The organism is Longimonas sp. (assembly GCF_040409695.1).
Lineage (GTDB): Bacteria > Bacteroidota > Rhodothermia > Rhodothermales > Salinibacteraceae > Longimonas.
Genome location: NZ_JARWGJ010000094.1, coordinates 19163 through 36040, shown reverse-complemented (window position 1 = coordinate 36040; position 16878 = coordinate 19163). Strand labels below are relative to the sequence as shown.

The 16878-nt window shown below is 62.0% G+C and carries 13 protein-coding genes; 5 read left to right on the top strand and 8 right to left on the bottom strand.

The genetic code is table 11. The features are described from left to right. Positions 1-176: 176 nt before the first annotated feature. Positions 177-623, bottom strand: coding sequence for a PPC domain-containing DNA-binding protein (locus PPP56_RS06045; RefSeq protein ID WP_353563138.1), 447 nt, complete (start codon positions 621-623; stop codon positions 177-179). A gap of 303 nt (positions 624-926) precedes the next feature. Here PPP56_RS06045 and pbpC point away from each other — a divergent pair, with 303 nt between their 5' ends. The 3 genes from pbpC to PPP56_RS06030 all read left to right on the top strand — a co-directional run bounded on the left by pbpC (position 927) and on the right by PPP56_RS06030 (position 4890). Then, positions 927-3287 carry a penicillin-binding protein 1C gene (pbpC, locus tag PPP56_RS06040; protein WP_353563137.1) on the top strand — a complete coding sequence of 787 codons (2361 nt, stop codon included), beginning with the start codon at positions 927-929 and terminating at the stop codon, positions 3285-3287. Between the two features lie 276 nt (positions 3288-3563). Beyond that, the gene (locus PPP56_RS06035) at positions 3564-4070 is read left to right on the top strand and encodes a cupin domain-containing protein (RefSeq protein ID WP_353563136.1); all 507 of its coding nucleotides are present in this window, start codon (positions 3564-3566) and stop codon (positions 4068-4070) included. Positions 4071-4176: 106 nt separating this feature from the next. Next, entirely contained in the window at positions 4177-4890 is a 714-nt protein-coding gene (locus tag PPP56_RS06030) for a Bax inhibitor-1/YccA family protein (protein ID WP_353563135.1), read from the top strand. Between the two features lie 152 nt (positions 4891-5042). Here PPP56_RS06030 and PPP56_RS06025 read toward each other — a convergent pair whose 3' ends face one another. Next, a complete protein-coding gene (locus PPP56_RS06025) occupies positions 5043-5951 on the bottom strand; it encodes a LysR substrate-binding domain-containing protein (protein WP_353563134.1) in 909 nt (302 codons plus the stop codon). A 129-nt stretch (positions 5952-6080) separates the two neighbouring features. Between PPP56_RS06025 and katG the strand changes: the two genes are divergently transcribed. Continuing rightward, positions 6081-8342, top strand: coding sequence for a catalase/peroxidase HPI (gene katG / locus PPP56_RS06020; protein ID WP_353563133.1), 2262 nt, complete (start codon positions 6081-6083; stop codon positions 8340-8342). 334 nt (positions 8343-8676) lie between these two features. Here the strand turns inward: katG and PPP56_RS06015 are convergent, their stop codons facing one another. The 6 genes from PPP56_RS06015 to PPP56_RS05990 form a co-directional block, all read right to left on the bottom strand. Continuing rightward, the gene (locus PPP56_RS06015; protein ID WP_353563132.1) at positions 8677-9144 is read right to left on the bottom strand and encodes a nucleoside deaminase; all 468 of its coding nucleotides are present in this window, start codon (positions 9142-9144) and stop codon (positions 8677-8679) included. A gap of 37 nt (positions 9145-9181) precedes the next feature. Then, a complete protein-coding gene (locus PPP56_RS06010; RefSeq protein ID WP_353563131.1) occupies positions 9182-10177 on the bottom strand; it encodes a 3'(2'),5'-bisphosphate nucleotidase in 996 nt (331 codons plus the stop codon). Positions 10178-10247: 70 nt separating this feature from the next. Continuing rightward, entirely contained in the window at positions 10248-10712 is a 465-nt protein-coding gene (locus tag PPP56_RS06005; protein ID WP_353563130.1) for a type I restriction enzyme HsdR N-terminal domain-containing protein, read from the bottom strand. A gap of 40 nt (positions 10713-10752) precedes the next feature. Then, complete coding sequence (locus PPP56_RS06000) at positions 10753-11979, bottom strand: lipocalin-like domain-containing protein (RefSeq protein WP_353563129.1); 1227 nt, start codon at positions 11977-11979, stop codon at positions 10753-10755. 42 nt (positions 11980-12021) lie between these two features. Further along, the gene (locus tag PPP56_RS05995; protein WP_353563128.1) at positions 12022-14559 is read right to left on the bottom strand and encodes an FtsX-like permease family protein; all 2538 of its coding nucleotides are present in this window, start codon (positions 14557-14559) and stop codon (positions 12022-12024) included. Between the two features lie 2 nt (positions 14560-14561). After that, a complete protein-coding gene (locus PPP56_RS05990) occupies positions 14562-15263 on the bottom strand; it encodes an ABC transporter ATP-binding protein (protein ID WP_353563127.1) in 702 nt (233 codons plus the stop codon). Between the two features lie 270 nt (positions 15264-15533). Between PPP56_RS05990 and PPP56_RS05985 the strand changes: the two genes are divergently transcribed. Next, on the top strand, positions 15534-16817 hold the full coding sequence (locus PPP56_RS05985) for an adenosylhomocysteinase (protein ID WP_353563126.1): 1284 nt from the start codon (positions 15534-15536) through the stop codon (positions 16815-16817). Positions 16818-16878 lie beyond the last annotated feature (61 nt).

Genomic DNA, 16878 nt, shown 5'->3' with positions numbered 1-16878 from the left:
GTGGCTCTGGGGGGTAATAATCGCTGTGCGGTATGTTGGGCAGCGGTTTGGGCAGCGTCTGAAAACACTCAGCGGACTGCGATGATGTCGCCCAAGCGACAGTCACTTACCATTGACCCACTACTTGAAATGGTCTCGCGTAACACATTGCAACGAGGACACCCCGAAAGTCCTATCTACTGCGCTGGCGACGATTGCGGAATGAGCGGCAGGCCGATGTCCTCATGGTCCGTGCGCCCTATGCGGGTCGAATACGTCTGGCACTGCAGTTCAAGCGTAGGCCAGACGGTGGCCTGCAGCAGGTGTCCGCCTATCGTGGAGCCATCCGGGTAGCTCAGGGTCGCATGGGCATGTACGCGGATCTCCCCCTCGTGGTGGGTCAGGTTCCCACTCACGTGAAGCACCTCAGTCTGCGTAGCTACCTCAATCGGATCGTAGCGCTGCGCCTCCCGGTCAAAAAATGCAAGGGTAGCTGAAGAAAAGGCGCCGATGCCCTGAAACGTGGCACTCTGCACAGACCGACGTTCACCAAAAGCCGCAAGCTCCTCCATGAAATCCGCCTGCTGATCAAAGACGAGCAGATGGGCAGCAGCAGGCGTAAGGTCAAGTACACGATGGTTCATATCCGTTGGGGCGATATTTGAGGAGGAGAGCGTAATGTGACGATTGTACGTTGAGAAAACGTCCAAGAAATACGGAGTAAGCAACCGGTCGTTCAGACACGGGCATATGAGCAACTCAAGACCGAGTTCAAGCGAAGGGGGCTGCACTGTGTTGCGCTCCAAACGACCGCCGCAAATAAGCAAACGCAACGAGCGGCCAGCCGTGAAAAATCGCCCGTAGCGTGAATCTACGTCTTGCGTGCGTTTCTCCTGGTGCCTACGTTGTAGCACATCTCTCATTGTTTTCAAAAGAAGCATACAGCCGTGCGCATTGGTGCTCATGTAGGGTGGAAAGCGGGATGCGTGGCGCTGCTGCTTGTGCTGAGCATGGGTTCGCTGGCATGGCCCCTGCCGTCCGACCCGGCCGATGCTCCCCACACGCTGCGCATCACAGACCGGCACGGCACCACGCTACGCACGGTCTATCCGAACGGACGCCAGCAGCCGGTGACGCTGCACGACGTTGCCCCCACGGCGGTGCAGGCGCTCATCGCAACCGAGGACCGGCGTTTCTACCACCATCCGGGCATCGACCCGCTGAGTGTGCTCGACGCAGCGCGAGCCAACCTGCGAGCAGGGCGTGTGGTGCGCGGCGCGTCTACGCTCACGATGCAGGTGGCGCGTGCCATGCGCCCCCGCTCCGGATCCATCTGGATCGACAAGCTGGCCGAGGCTCATCTGGCGCTGCGACTGGAGCTGCGCTGGTCGAAGACGCAGATCCTGGAGGCATGGCTCAACCGGGTGTCGTTTGGCAACCGCGCCCATGGCATCGAGGCCGCCGCGCAGCTCTACTTCGGGACCTCCGCACGCGACCTGACGCCCCAGCAGAGCACGTTTCTCGTCGGGCTCCCTCAGAGTCCGAGCCGCTACAACCCATACCGTTATCCAGACCGAGCCCGCGCCCGTCAGCAGCGCGTGTTAAGAGCGCTGGTCGAGAGCGGCACCCTCTCAACGGCCGACAGCACCGCATGGGCGAACATCCCGCTGCGCCTGCGCCCGCCCACGCAGACGATGCGCGCCCCCCACTTCACTACAGCCCTGCTCGCCGCATCCGACGCCGACCATACCGCCCGCGAATGGCGCACCACCCTCGACGCGAACCTGCAGGCACGCATCGAAGCCCGCGTGCAGACGCGCCTTCATGCGCTGCGCCACCAGAACGTGACCAACGCTGCTGTGCTGGTGCTCAACAACGCTACCGGCGCCATTCGTGCCTACGTAGGAAGTGGAGACTTCTGGGACGCGAATCGCGCCGGGCAGAACGACGGCGTGCGCATGCACCGGCAGCCCGGCAGCACGCTGAAGCCGTTCCTGTACGGAGCCGCCTTTCAAACAGGGCGCTATACGCCTGCATCCATCCTGCCCGATATTCCCCTGCACGTGCCCGAGGCCGGCGGTGCGTTTACGCCAACCAACTACGACAACCGGTTTCGGGGGCCCGTTTCGGCGCGCGAGGCGCTGGCAGCAAGCTACAATGTGCCGGCGGTCTACCTGGCACGCGAAATGGGTACAGCGGCCCTGCTTGGCACGCTACGCGATGTGGGCTTTGCTTCGCTCCACCGTACGCCAGGCCACTACGGCGTCGGGCTTGCCCTTGGCAACGGCGAGGTGCAACTGCGCGAGCTGGCCGAGGCCTACGCTGCGCTCGCCCGCGGCGGCACGCGTCCGGAAGCGACCGCGTATACGTGGATCCGGACCGCGGCAGGCGATACCCTGCATGTTGAGCCGCCCGCCCCCGCATCCACCCCGCTTACGCCAGCCACCGCTGCACAGCTCACCGACATGCTGGCCGATGCCGAAGCGCGTACCCCGGCCTTCGGCGCGTCCACCCCGCTTCAGCTCCCGTTTCCCGTAGCGGTGAAGACGGGCACCTCCAAGGACTACCGCGACAACTGGACGGTCGGCTACACGCCCACGCACACCGTAGCCGTGTGGGTCGGCAACTTCGACGGGTCGCCAATGGAGCAGGTGAGCGGCATCAGCGGGGCCGGGCCGCTCTTTCACGATGTGATGCGCATGCTGGGCCCAGGCGGCGCGTTCCCAGAGGCTGCAGCGCTCGAAGAAGCAGACATCTGTCCGGCCAGCGGCCAGCAGCCCGGTGCGTACTGCCCGATAGCGCGCGCCGAGCGCTTTCAGCCGGGCACAGCGCCGGCCGACACATGCACGGTGCATCGCCGCATCGCCATCGACCGCCACACCGGAGCGCGGGCCTCGGCTGCTACGCCTGCTTTTCGCGTGCAGGAGCGTACCTACGCCGTGCATCCGCCCGCGTACCACGACTGGATGCGCGCCAACGGTCTGCCTCTTCCACCCGAAAACTTGTTCCAGACAGCCGCCCACCCCGATGCGCGTCCGCAGGTCACCTACCCCACACCTGGAACGCGTTTCGTGCTCGACCCGGTGCTGCGCCCGGCCTATCAGCGGCTGCATCTGCGGGGCCATCTGCCCACAGGGTGGACCGACAAGACGTGGACCGTAAACGGCGCGCCCGTCAGCGCGCCCTGGACGCTCACGCCGGGCCGCCATACCATCGTCCTGTACGGCCGCGATGCACAGGGCACGCGCCAGCGTAGCGCCCCGGTATCCATCGCCGTATACGCCGCCGGGCAGGTTTCGGGGTCATAGGGGATGCGCAGAACCGTGCGCTTCGAGCAGTGCTGAGGTGGGCCTCCGGGCCACCCGCAACGTTATGGACATGTGAGCTCGCAGGCGCCACGCAGGCGTTTGCACCTCAGCAACTCGCTACACCCAGCCGTGCCCACTCGGGGCTGGCGGGGTGTGCTGCCCTGGCATCGCCCTATGTTAATCAGGGGGCTGTAAGAATAGCGCTCGGTGGCCCCAACTTGACGGATCCAACCGATACCGGCGTTCTCAACCTCATTCTCAGAAACCGAAATGCTCATGCGCACCGCCACCGACTGGATTGACCACCTAAACCTTGAGCCGCTGCCGGAAGAAGGCGGTATGTACCGTGAGGTCTACCGCTCCGACGAGGTCATTCCCGCATCGGCACTGCCTTCGCGGTTTGAGGAGGACCGTGCGTTTGGCACCTCCATCTACTACCTGCTGCAGCATCCCGACTTTTCGGCGTTCCACCGCATCCAGCAAGAAGAGATCTGGCACTTTTACGCGGGATCGCCCGGCACCCTGCATATTATCAACCCCGACAACGGCGCGCTTCATACGCCCACGCTTGGACGCGACGTGGCGGCGGGGCAAACACTGCAGATCGTTGTGCCACGTGGTCATCTGTTTGCCGCTACCGTCGACACGCCCGGTGGCTACCTGCTTGCAGGCTGCACGGTAGCACCTGGGTTTGCGTTTGCCGACTTCGAGGCGCCTCCGCGCAGCGTACTGGTGCAGCGCTACCCGCAGCACCGGGCACTCATAGAGCGCCTTACGCGCTAACTGAAACCGCTCTGTCAAACCCCGGTGGGGTATGGATCCTCCTGCTCCGATATGGGTGTGATATGTTGTTTATTCTGTAGTTTTCGCCAACGATACATTCCCTGGTATGTCCACTTCCCATCGCACCGAATACCCGGATTGGGCGGCCTCTTCGGCAGTAGCAGCGGCCGACACCGAGACGCGGGCCACCTTCATCATGCGTACCTACCTGCACCTGGCCAGTGCTGTGGTGGGGCTCATCGCCATCCTGTACGGACTCTTCTCGCTGGGGCTGGCCGAGCCCATCGCACGCGCTATGCTCAGTGTGAGCTGGCTCATTCCTATGGGCGGGTTTATCCTGATTAGCTGGCTGGCCAGTCGGGCGGCGCATCAGGCGCAAGACCTGGGCACACAGTACCTGGCGCTTGCCGGGTTCGTGGTCGCACAGGCGCTCATTCTGGTGCCGCTGCTGTTCATGGCGCAGTCCGTAGCCCCGGGCACCATCGAAAGCGCTGCCTCCGTCACGCTGATTGGCTTTGCTGGACTCACGTTCATCGCTTTTTACACGCGCAAAGACTTCTCGTTTTTGCGTAGCCTCCTCATCTGGGGCGGAGTAGGCGCCCTGGTGCTCATCGTGGGCGGATCGCTCTTTGGGTTTCAGCTCGGCACGTTCTTCGCCGTCGGCATGGTCGTGTTCGCCGGCGCTGCTATCCTCTACGACACCTCTAACGTGCTGCACCACTACCCGAAAGACCGATACGTATCTGCCTCGCTGGAGCTCTTCGCTTCGCTCGGACTGCTCTTCTGGTACGTGCTCTCGCTCTTTATGTCGGGCGACTAAGCATACCGCAGTTGCGATGCCGACTTGTTTTACGGCAGACATGTGGTTCTACTGTGCGCAGGCCCGTTGCTAGCCAGCAGCGGGCCTGCGCGTGTTTAAGGGCAGGCGCTTCCCCACAGAGGTATGCTCAAGCATGCTCTGGCACGGCGGGCTCAGGCGAAGGATACCACATCTGGAAGAGTTGCACGCACCGCTTCCCTGAACGCACGTACAAGCGGCTGCTTGTGGCGCCGCCGCGTTACGATTCGGATAGTGCGATTGGGGGCCGGGGAAGCGAACGGTTGTACGTAGGTGCTCTGCTCTGCCTCGGTCATGTGGCAGGTAGCAAGAGCCGGAAGGAGTGTCATGCCTCCACTTCGTTGAACGAGGTGAAGGAGCGTTTCTAAGGAGCCACTTTCGAGGCGTGCTTGCAGCGGAGTGCCGTTAGCGCGATGGCTGCAGATCTGAAGCACCTGGTCGCGGAAGCAGTGACCTTCGCTAAGAAGCCATAAGTCGTCGATAGCAAGAGCCGATACGTCCAACGGGCCACCGTCTGCGAGCCGGTGCTTGGGCGACAGGTAGCCTACAAACGGTTCAGTAAAGAGCGGGGTGACTTCGAAATCGGGGCCGGCTTCGTCGGTGGCGATAAGGCCCGCATCAAGAACGTCGCGCCGCAGGGCATCCAGCACCTCGGCGGTGGTCCACTCACGTAAGACGAGGGTAACCTCAGGGTAGGCCGTTTCGAGGTGCGGCAGAACAAGCGGGACCAGATACGGAGAGAGCGTCGGCAGCATGCCCAGCCGGAGCGTTCCCGCAACCCGGCTCTGCACTTCAGCCGCAAGCATCTGGAGGCGGTCGCACTCTGAGAGAACGGTTCGGGCCTGCCTGATGAGAAGCTCGCCGGCTCCCGTAGGCACAACCGGCTGGTGACTTCGGTCGATAAGCTCAACGCCCAGCTCGTCTTCCAGCTTTCGGAGCTGAACGCTCAACGTCGGCTGCGAGACATGGCAGGCCGCGGCAGCCTGCCCAAAGTGCCGATGTTCGTCTAAGGCAACGAGATATGTCAGCTGTGCAAGTGTCATGAGAGCGGCCCTTCGTCCAATAGTTTTGAGCTATGTAAAGTACAACAAAGATTAATTTGACTGATTAAGGGCTGACGCCTACGTTTGTACTAAAACGTTACTTATTCAGTAAAGCCCTACGTCCGGTATATGTCAGAAGATCATTCAAAAGACCATACAAACGAATCTAACGGATGTCCTGTGATGCACAATGGGACGAACGGCTCTTCGTCCCATCAAGGTTCTGAGAACCCGCGGCAGAGCACGGTTTCCGCCAACCGCCAGTGGTGGCCCAGTAGCCTGGATATCGAGATCCTGGATCGTAATGGACAGAACCCCGGTCCGTGGAGCGCGTCGTTCGATTACGCCGAAGCGTTCCAGCAGATTGACTATGACGCGCTCAAAGCGGACATCGAAGAGGTGATGACGACCTCGAAAGACTGGTGGCCCGCCGACTACGGAAACTACGGGCCGCTCTTCATTCGGATGGCGTGGCACGCCGCCGGAACCTATCGCACCACCGACGGACGCGGCGGTTCGTCGGGCGGACAGCAGCTTCAGGCGCCGCTCAACAGCTGGCCCGACAACGCCAACCTTGACAAAGCCCGGCGCCTTCTGTGGCCGGTCAAGCAGAAGTACGGCCGCAAGATCTCGTGGGCCGACCTGCTGGTGCTGGCTGGGAATGTCGCGCTCGAATCAATGGGTTTCAAGACCTTCGGATTCGCTGCCGGCCGTGAGGATGACTTTCACCCTGACGATTCGGTCTACTGGGGTCCGGAGAACGAAATGGAGTCCTGGGATCGGTTCAATGAAGAGGACGAGCTTGACGACCCGCTCGGTGCCACAGTGATGGGGCTCATCTACGTGAATCCCGAGGGACCCGAAGGCACCCCCGATCCGGAGTGGTCGGCGCAACGCATCCGCCTGTCTTTTGGCCGAATGGCGATGAACGATGTTGAAACGGCTGCGCTCATTGCCGGCGGGCACACCTTCGGAAAAGTCCACGGCGCCGACACCGATGAGCACCTCGGTCCCGAACCAGAGGCCGCTCCAATTGAACAGCAGGGGCTTGGGTGGAAAAATGAGTATGGCTCAGGAAAAGGGGCTCATACCATTACCAGCGGTATTGAAGGTCCCTGGACCGCCGCGCCGACGCAGTGGGACACCGGCTACCTCGACAATCTCCTTGAGTACGAATGGGAGCCGCACAAAGGCCCCGGCGGAGCATGGCAGTGGCGTCCGAAAAGCGAGGAGCTCAAGGGCACTGTACCGGATGCACACGATGCATCGAGCAAGGTCGACCCGATGATGCTCACGACAGATGTAGCTCTGAAGCGGGATCCGAGCTACCGGGCGATTATTGAACGCTTCCAGGAAGACCCGGGCTACTTCGAAGATGCATTCGCGCGGGCCTGGTTTAAGCTGCTGCACCGCGACATGGGCCCGAAGGAACGCTACATCGGGCCGGAAGCGCCTGAAGAAGATCTGCTCTGGCAGGACCCGGTCCCCAGCGTTGACCACGACCTGATCGACGAGAGCGACGTTAGCGCGCTCAAAAAAGAGATCCTCGAAACGGATCTGTCTGTTTCACGCCTTGTCAAGACCGCCTGGGCCGCTGCATCGACGTACCGTGACAGTGACAAGCGTGGTGGGGCGAACGGCGCCCGCATCCGCCTGAAACCACACCGGACGTGGGAAGCGAACGAGCCGTACGAACTGTCTCGTGCGCTGCACGTCTTGGAGGATATCCAGGAAACGTTCAACGCGTCGCGAACTGACGACGTACGGGTATCGCTGGCTGACCTCATCGTGCTGGGCGGAGCCGCTGCCATTGAAAAGGCAGCTGCAGATGCCGGGTATGAGGTCAACGTTCCGTTCGAACCCGGGCGCACCGACGCAACCCAGGAGCAGACCGATGTGGAAGCATTTGAGCATCTCAAGCCAAAAGCAGACGGCTTCCGCAACTACATCGCCGACGATCCGGGACAGGACTGGACCCCAGAGCAGTTTCTGGTCGACAAGGCTGATCTGTTGGACCTGACAGCTTCTGAGATGACAGTCCTCTTCGGCGGGATGCGTGCGCTCGATGCCGTACATGAGCAAGCAGCGGGCCACGGCGTCTTTACCGACCGTCCGGAGACGCTCACTAACGACTACTTCGTGAACCTGCTCTCGATGGACTACACGTGGGAGCCGGTATCGGAAAAGAAGGAGCGTTTCGAGGTGCAAGATCGGGAGACCGGCGAGGTGCGCTGGAACGCAACCCGTGTTGACCTGATCTTTGGGTCGAATGCGCGCCTGCGTACCATCGCGCAGGTGTATGGAGCCAACGACGGCGAAGAGAAGTTCGTCCATGACTTCATCAGCGCCTGGACCAAGGTCATGACCCTTGACCGGTTCGACCTGAAATAGGTACCCAACATAGGTTCTAAAACGAAAAAGCCCCGTCTACTGTCAGACGGGGCTTTTTTATTTGGTAGCGGTTCAATGTTAAGTGATTGACATGTGGTTTACATCATCGCTACCCGCTCGAACCCCCTCTGTCTGCCGACATCTCCACCTTGGCCAAGGGGGAGAAACCCGTAGGGAGAGGGGGTTTGAACAAGACAAACCTGCAGTGTCTGATAGCCTTATCACTTAGCGTCTACCCACTACCTTTTATTTGAGGCGAGGCGGGCTTTTCAGATGAGAGCAAAACACGAATCTGCAGCGCGCAAGACCCGCACTACGGCTCAGTACTCGCAGCTCAGTATTCGATGCGGTCTTCGTACTCCGTCCACGTCTCGAAGGGGGCCCAGCTCTCGTCCTTAAGCACGCGCTGCATGGGAATCGTGCGTTCTTCGGGCGCGCGATCAATTTCTTCGTAGATGTGCGAGTCGTCGAACCCAACGCGGGCTGCTTCGGCGTGTGTAGCCCCGTAGTACACGCGGTCGAGGCGGGCCCAGTAGACCGCACCGAAGCACATCGGGCACGGCTCGCACGAGGTATAGAGCGTACAGCCTGTCAGCTCAAAGCGGCCCAGTTTCTGGCAGGCGTTCCGTATAGCAGTGACCTCGGCATGAGCTGTTGGGTCGCCCGATGACGTGACGAGGTTCGTGCCCTCGGCAATGATCTCGTCGTTGCGAGCAACAAGGGCCGCGAACGGGCCCCCGCGTCCAGCTTTCACGTTTTCCACGGCCAGGGCAATGGCCCGGCGCATCAGGTCAGGATTCATGGCGTTGATAGACTGAATTTGCAGAGAGATGCGTGGGCTATTGCTCGTAGTCAGCAAGTGCCTGAATCACATCGTCATGGATGGCACCGCTGGTGGCGACCACGCCGGTGTTCTCGGAAAGCAGCGGTGCATGCGTGAAGTCGAGCGGTTCGCCGTGCATGTCGGAGACGCGCCCGCCGGCCGCTTCCACCACGAGGCGTCCGGCAGCGTGGTCCCATATCTTCTCGGTGTAGTCGGAGCCGGGGCGAGGCAGGCGGAAGTAGATGTCGGCTTCGCCACGTGCTACAAGGGCATACTTCGCCTGGCTGTCCATGCGAATAGGCGGTGCGCTGATGCCGAGCATGTCGCCGACCTCCTTGGCTTTGTCGTGCGCGCTGTGCGCCGACACAAACGAGTCGGTAAAGCGGGCTTTGCCGGCCTGGGCGGTGGTGCGGGTCGAGATGGGAGTGCCTTCAGCCTCTGGATTGTCAAGCGGAAACTGCATGGCGCCCTCGTCGCGAACGGCGATAAACACCTGCCCGTGCGAGGCAGGGTCGTCGAGGTTGTCGGGGAGGTTCGGGCAGGCAAGCGCTGCCACAGTGGGCAGTCCGTCCTCCACAAGCGCAAGCGCAATCGCGTACTGATCACCGCGTACGAATCCCTTTGTGCCGTCGATTGGGTCGAGCGTCCAGAAGCGGTCGTGGTACTGCGTGGCATTGCCGTGGTCGATCCAACGGCAGACGGATTCGGCGTTGGCTGCGGGTTCATGTGCTTGCACACGGTCTACGACCTGCTTCAGGATGTGCGCCTGCTCCGCGGTCTGCAGCATGGCACTGTCTTCCTCGGCGATAACTGGCACATCCGGAAATGCCTGTTGCAGGGCATGACAGATCAGCGCCTGGCTGCCGAAATCAGCTACGGTAACGGGGCTGCGGTCGTCTTTTGTGGCGACGGTATCGTCAATGTCAGCCTGCACGGTCTGGCAGAGCTGCGCCGCAGCGCGGACGGCGCGCAGGGCTACGTTACGAGCAGAGGCGGTGGCATCCGAAAACATAGGCGGGAACGGGGTTAGTGAGTGGCACAGAGATTCCCAACGTAGGCACTACGAAGCGGAAAAGGTACCGCTATGCCGCTTTTGCGCACAATTCGTCGTACGGGGGCAGCTCGTCTAAGAACGTGGTCTGGCCCGCCTCCAGGTCGACGCGGCAGACGTAGTGCATGTGGCCGTTGGAGGCGATCCAGAAGGGGGCGCCCAGGACCTGGTTGTAGCGGCTGGTCTGGTCAAACACGTCTTGCGTGAGCGGCACCGACGGGGCTTTGCATTCAAGCAAGAGGAGGGCGTCGCCGCCGCGCGTGTGGGCAACGAGGTCGGCCCGCTGCGAACGCCCCTGCCAGGTAAAGCCTTGCTCCACAGACATCAGGCCAAGCGGAACGCCACGGGTGGTGCTCAAGAAGTGGATCCAGTGCTGGCGCACCCATTCTTCGGGTGTGAGCCGGACGTACTTGCGGCGTACGGGGTCGTGGATGTGAGGGGTGCCATCGCGCTCGGTGACAGGTGCGTTGATGGCGGGCAGGGCAAGCGGCTCCACAGGGGGCAGTTGATTGTTGGTGGATGCAGACGGAGCCTTTCTACGAGACCGGTCCGGCGGATGCTCCATCGGCATAGCCAGTCAGTTCCACGTAGCCACGACCGGAGAGCGGAGCCTCGCCCGACGTGCCGTCAATACGCACCGCACCCTCCCAGTAGCGCACCGACACGTCCATCTCCTGCCCGGGGAAGTACGACTCGACCGCGAAGTCCAGGTCGTACTCCGGCAGGCGCATACGCCAGGCCACCGGATACTCGCTTTCGTTGTCGATGGTGCTGGTCCACGTGTCGGTGACTTCGAGCTCGACGTCTTCGCGCTCAATGAGCGTAGACGACCCGTCTTCTTCGACCAGAATGCCCTTGCTATAGGTGCTGGGCGTGCCGTCGTCATTTCGGAGCTGATAGTACATCAGTTCACGTCCGTCATCGAACTGCAGCGAGAACCAGTCCCATCCTTCCTGGTCTTCGGCCAGTGCGCTGGTGCTCCACTCGCGATCCATCCAGCTCTGGCCGGATACGGCAACCGTGTCGCCCTCGATCATGATCTGGCCTTCGGTGTCGAGGCGGGTGTATGAGTAATAGTAGGACGCGTTGCCCGAGCCAGGTCCTTTCTGGCTGAGGCCCCGGTCGCCTTGGAAGACCGGAGGCTTACGCGGCGTGACGGTCAGGTCGATGGCCATCTCTTCATCGCTTACGTCGAGGTGCAGCGGAAACGTGGAATCGTCCGGAGTCGCGTCTGGTGTTTGGTCGATGGGTTCGGCGCTGGCGATCTGCCAGTCGTCAAGCCACACGCGAAACGGCTCGGCCTGCGCCCCGGCCAGCCCGGCCCCACCGCGAGCAAAGCGCTCCGTGCTCAGATGCCAGGCCCGGTCGATATGGCTCATCCCAAAGTGCCCCATGTAGAACTGGTTGGTGCGCCAGTCTTCGGGGTCGGCGTGCTCGGCATCGGCAGAGTCAGGCGGCGTAAGCGCAGAACGAAAGATGGTGAACTTGAAGCCATAGTGCTCTCCGTCGTCGCCGTCGAGGTTACCCGTGAGGTACCACCATTCGGTCTGGAAGCCCGGATGCGGACCGTGGTCGTCGGGAAACGAGAAGTCGATCACGCGGTCGGCGCGGTCGTATCCCGTCGTGTCGGTGCTGCCCATGGCCTCGGCCACAGCCGTCGTCGTGCGTATGGACGCCTCGTCGACAGCCGGCTCCGACAGCCAGTAGGCCCCGAGCCCAAGCAGCAGGGCAATCGCGAGAAGAATGAGTAGGAGGCGGTTCATGACAGGTACGTGTTGACAGGGTACGTGGGGAAGCGTGGTGTGCTACTCCTCTTTCAACGCCAGCGCCGGATTAGCGGTCGCCATTTTTCGTGCCGGGTAGAGGCCCGCGAGGAGCGCGGCAGCGATGGCCAGAAGCACCGCCTGCAGCAAAATGCCAGCCGACACATCCATCTGAAGGGTCCATCCGAAAGAACGCAGGTTGATCACGTAGATGAGCACGTACGCCAGCGCATAGCCCAGCGGCAGCGATAGGAGTCCGGCGAAGAGGCCCATCAATCCGGTCTGCATCGTTACGAGGCCGCCGACCTGGCTGGGCGTCATGCCGGAGGCGCGCATCACCGCAAACTCGCGGTTGCGCTCCAGCTGAAGCGCCATCAGCGCGGTGAGCACGCCGATGAACGCGACGAGGATCGCGAGCAGCCGCAGCACATTCGTGACGGCGAACGTCTGGTCGAAGATGTCCATGGAGGCCTCGCGCAGTGCCTGGTTGGACTGGATGAGCACGTCTTGCACGCCACTGGCCTCCGCGCGCAGATCAGCAATCAAGGCATCTACGTCGATGCCGGATGCGGCAGTGACGGCTACGCCCGACACGCGGTCGTCGTCATAGTGCCGGTCGTACGTTGTGCGGCTCATGAGCACGCTGCCCATGTCAGAGGCATAATCGAAGTAGACCGCAATCACCGCAAAGTCCTGCTCTCCCCGGTCGGTCTGTAGCGTGAGGGTGTCGCCAGTTTCAACACCATAGCGGTTGCTGTACGGCTCCGACACAAGGACCACGTCGTCAGACGCAAACGCATCCCAAACGGCCCCCTCCTGCGATTTCAGTTCGTAGGTGTCCGGCGTCTGTGGGCCGGGGGTGATAGCGATGAGTTCGGTCGGACCCACATCAGCTGTCACATCCACATTGCGCACGGTGTACACGCCATCCACCCCGTCGGTGTCGCGGATTGATGCGACCAGCGCGGGGGCCACGGTAGCTGTGGCCCGCCGGAAGCTCGGGCTGGGGGCCTGAACGTACACGTCGGCCTGTAGCGACTGCTGGAGCCACGTTTCGACGGTGCCGCGAAAGCTGTCGATCATAATGCCAACGCCGATGGTGGCAGCAACCGCTACGGTCAGTGCGGCGATGGCCACGCCCGTGCGGCTCAGCGTACTCACCACGCCCCGCGCCGCCATTCGTCCGAGCACCCCGGCCACGGCATCCATGACAGGGCGTGCTGCTTTGGCCATGCCAATTACCGCGAGGGGAGTGGCTGCTGTTATGCCCAGAATGAGCAGGAGGAGTCCGACATAGCTCCACGCGATGCTGCCTCCAATCAGAGCAAGGATCGCCACGCCAACGCCAGCGAGTCCCGCGCCGCTGAGAGCGAGCATTGGAGCGCGCTGCTGGATGTCGGATTCGGAGGTAGAGCGCTGCAAGACCATACTCACCGGTGCGTTAGCGGCCTCGCGCGCCGGGAAGAGGGCGGCCACAAGTGTAAGACCAAGGCCGAGCGCGGCTCCTTTAGCGAGGGTCCACGGCGCAATAGAGAGCTGCTGCACCGTAACCACGAAGTAGAGGTCGGTGATTGTGCGGGTGATGATCTGCACCAGCCCCTGTGCGAGTACGATGCCCGCAAGTACGCCCAGAATGGTCCCGGCCAGCCCCAGCACAGCCGCCTCCGACAGAACCAGGCGAAAGATCTCGCGCCTGGTGACGCCCAGCGCGCGCAGCCGTCCGATGAGCGGACGCCGCTGCACGACCGAGAACAGCATCGTGTTGTAGATGAGAAATGCGCCCACGACCAGCGCGAGCAGGCTCAGCGCCGTCAGGTTCAGATCGAAGGCGCGGGTCATCTGCGCGACGGTGTCGGTGCGGGTCTCCGAGCGTTGCAGGTGAACGCCCTCCGGCAGCGCAGCCCGTAAACGGTCTTCGGTCGATTCGTCTTCGATGATCGCGTCGATGCGAGAGAGCTGCCCGCGTGCATCAAACAGGCGCTGTGCGGTTGCGATGTCGGTGACGATCAGATTTTCGACGGCCCGGCGGCTGCGCTCGTCGTCGGGCTCAAGCACGCCCATGAGTTCGACCGTGTGCTGCACACCCTCGACCGACACGGTGAGCGACTGTCCGGGCTCCACACCCAGCTCGCGGGCGGTTTCGGCGCCGATGAGCACGGTAGAGCGGGCCAGAAGCGGCTCCAGCTCCAGGTCGCTATCCGGCCCGAATCCGGCATACGGACGAAACGGCCCCTCCGCAAACGGGTCGACGCCCAGCAGCTGAAACGTGCGGGCTTCATCGGCGGCCTCCAGTGTGGCGTAGCCCTCAATCACCGGAGCGATACTTCGGAAGCGGTGCTCGGTGCGAAGCGTACGGTAAATGCCTTCATCCAGCCCCTCTCCTGCACCCACCACCTGGTGCGTAGCCTCGCCAGTGACGGTATCAGTAGAAAGACGAAAGGCGTCGGAGGCGCTCGTGTTGGCCAGGTCGATGGCAACGACGATGGCGACGCCCAGCGCGATGCCCAGCACCGATAGCGCCATCAGCCAGGGGTGGCTGCGCAGGTACTGAGCACTGGATCGAGAGAGCAAGGAAGACATGATCAGGAGTGGGTCGAGAGCAGGGCGCTGAGAGAGCCGTCGTGGAGCGTGCCGTTGTGGAGCGTGATCGTGCGATCTGCCTGATCAGCCAGGCTCTCATCGTGCGTGGCAATTAGCAGCGTGGTGTCGTGCTCGCGCACCATATCGGTGAGAAGACTGAGCACCTGGCGGCCCGTCTCGTAGTCGAGGCTGCCCGTGGGCTCGTCGGCCAGTAGCAAGAGCGGTTCGTGAGCGAGCGCCCGCGCGATGGCAACGCGCTGCTGCTCGCCGCCTGAAAGCCGGTCGGGATAGCTGTCGCCCCGGTCGGGTAGCCCTACGCGCTCAAGCAGGTGGGACACGCGCGCATCCGCCTCGTCGGACTGTCCGCTCAGCTCCAGCGGCAGCGCAATGTTTTCCGCAACAGTGAGGGTCGGAATCAGGTTCAGCGACTGGAAGACAAAGCCGATGTGCTCGCGCCGAAAGCGGGTACGCTCCGCATCCGACAGCGTTGTGAGGTCAGTGTCGTTGTAGCGGATGACGCCCGCGTCGGGCCGATCGATGCCGCTGACCAGGTTCAAGAGCGTGCTCTTGCCAGCGCCGCTACGTCCCATGAGCACGAGAAACGCCCCCGCATCCACCTCAGCATGCACGCCGTTGAGCACGGTGCGCGCGGTGTCGCCTTCTGCAAAAGACTTTCGGACATCAGAAAGATGGAGGAGGGCCATGCTGACAGAACGTGTGTGATGATTGTCACTAAGCATGTCTCACCTGCAGAACAAATGCGATGTTCTCTGGATGCGTGGGTATTTGCACTTCGTTACGACGGTCGACGCGCCGTGAAGACAGACGACAGGAGGCGAGGCTCTGCGGGCTGTTTCGGTCAGATCTCGTATGGGATGTGAGTTAAATTTCAAGAATATGGGGAGCACCTGAATCCATTCACCGTATAGGTTTTTGTACATATTTACCACTCTGCACAACGACACCAAAACCTGATGGACCATAAGGAAGGGGCATACAAAGTACGAGACCTGAGTTTAGCACCGAAAGGGCGCAAGCGCATCGAATGGGCGGAGAGCCGCATGCCGGTGCTCATGCGTCTGCGTGAGGAGTTTTCAGAGAGCAAGCCGTTCGAGGGCTACAAAATTGCGGGCTGCTTGCATGTTACGAAGGAAACGGCCGTGCTGATCGAGACGCTGGCGGCCTGTGGCGCCGAAGTGGCCTGGAGCGGATGCAACCCGCTCTCGACCAACGACGAAGTGGCGGCTGCACTCGCGGAGAATGGCATGACCGAGATCTACGCCTGGCACGGCCAGGATACCGAAGCATTCTACTGGAGCATCGACCAGACCATTCAGCCGAAGGCGCCGCACCTGACGCTCGATGACGGCGCGGACCTCATCTTCCGTGTGCACTCGGAATACCCAGAGATGGCAGATACCATCGTCGGCGGCTCTGAGGAAACCACAACCGGTGTGCACCGCCTGCGCGCGATGGACGACGACGGCAAGCTGCTCTATCCGGTTTTTGCGGTGAACGACGCCGAAACGAAGTGGGACTTCGACAACGTGTACGGCACCGGCCAGAGCACAATCGACGGCATCCTGCGTGCTTCCAGTGTGATGCTCGCCGGCAAGAACTTTGTCGTAGCGGGATACGGACACTGCAGCAGCGGTGTGGCCATGCGCGCGAAAGGCATGGGCGCCAACGTGATCGTGACGGAGGTGAAGCCGACCGCCGCACTGAAAGCCACGCTCGACGGCCACCGCGTGATGACGATGGACGAAGCCGCCAAGATCGGCGACATCTTCGTGACGGCGACCGGCATGAAGAATGTTATCCGTGGGCGCCACTTCTTGAGCATGAAGGATGGCGCGATTGTGTCGAACACCGGACACTACGATGTGGAGCTGAACCTCGAAGAGCTCGCTGAGCTTTCGGTTGACATCCGCGAGGTGCGTGAGAACAACCGTGAGTACACGCTCGAAAATGGCAAGCGCGTCTTCGTGCTCGCCGACGGACGCCTTGTGAACCTGGCGGCGGCCGAAGGGCACCCGAGCGAGGTGATGGACATGAGCTTTGCAAACCAGTTTATGGCCCACCTGAAGCTCGTGCAGAGCCATGAGTCCAGCGAGCAGTTGGGTCCGCACGTGATCGACCTGCCGGAGGAGCTCGACCAGGAGATTGCGCGCATCAAGCTCGACACGATGGGCATCGAAATCGACAGCCTGACGGACGAGCAGGTTGCCTACGCCACCGACTATTCGGCCGGTACGTGATATCATCAGGTTAAACACTCCTCCAAACAAAACCGCCGCCTCCAGCTTGTGCTGAGTGCGG